This window comes from Pseudomonas sp. KB_12 (assembly GCF_052114545.1).
Classification (GTDB): Bacteria; Pseudomonadota; Gammaproteobacteria; order Pseudomonadales; family Pseudomonadaceae; genus Aquipseudomonas; species Aquipseudomonas brassicacearum.
Map to the genome: position 1 here is coordinate 1 of NZ_JBFREY010000110.1, position 430 is coordinate 430.

At 55.1% G+C, this 430-nt stretch carries 1 protein-coding gene; it reads right to left on the bottom strand.

Annotated features, from left to right (window positions below; translation table 11 throughout):
• Positions 1 to 43 precede the first annotated feature (43 nt).
• On the bottom strand, positions 44 to 430 hold a 387-nt coding region (locus AB4Z20_RS28085; protein ID WP_442091246.1), incomplete at its 5' end, for a transposase.

Below are 430 nucleotides of genomic sequence, written 5' to 3' on the forward strand. Positions count from 1 at the left end.
GCTCTCATCAAACAAAATCCATCCCCTTGTTCTTTAAGCTTTTTTAAGCCGCAACCAATCGGACACCCAGCTTTGTAGCCTTGCGCTGCAAAGCTCTAAGCTGACGATCACGGCTTTTAGCCTCGTACTCATCCATATCCTGCGCCACGTAAGGCTGTCCCTTGGTCAGCATGGCGTAGATCAACCGGGCCAGTTGGTGAGCCGTAGCCTTGATGGCGCAGGCCGTATCCATACGAGCCAATCGGGCGCGGTGACTGGCACCGATAAAGCTTTTATCGGTGCGGGCGCTAGAGGCCGCCTGCTTCAACGCTTGTGCCGCTCGGTTAAATACCTTGGGGACATGACCGGGTAAGGGTTTTCCTCCCGATATTCGGGTTGAGGGCGCCAACCCCATCCAGGAACTGAAGTGTTGCTCAGTCGGAAAACGCGA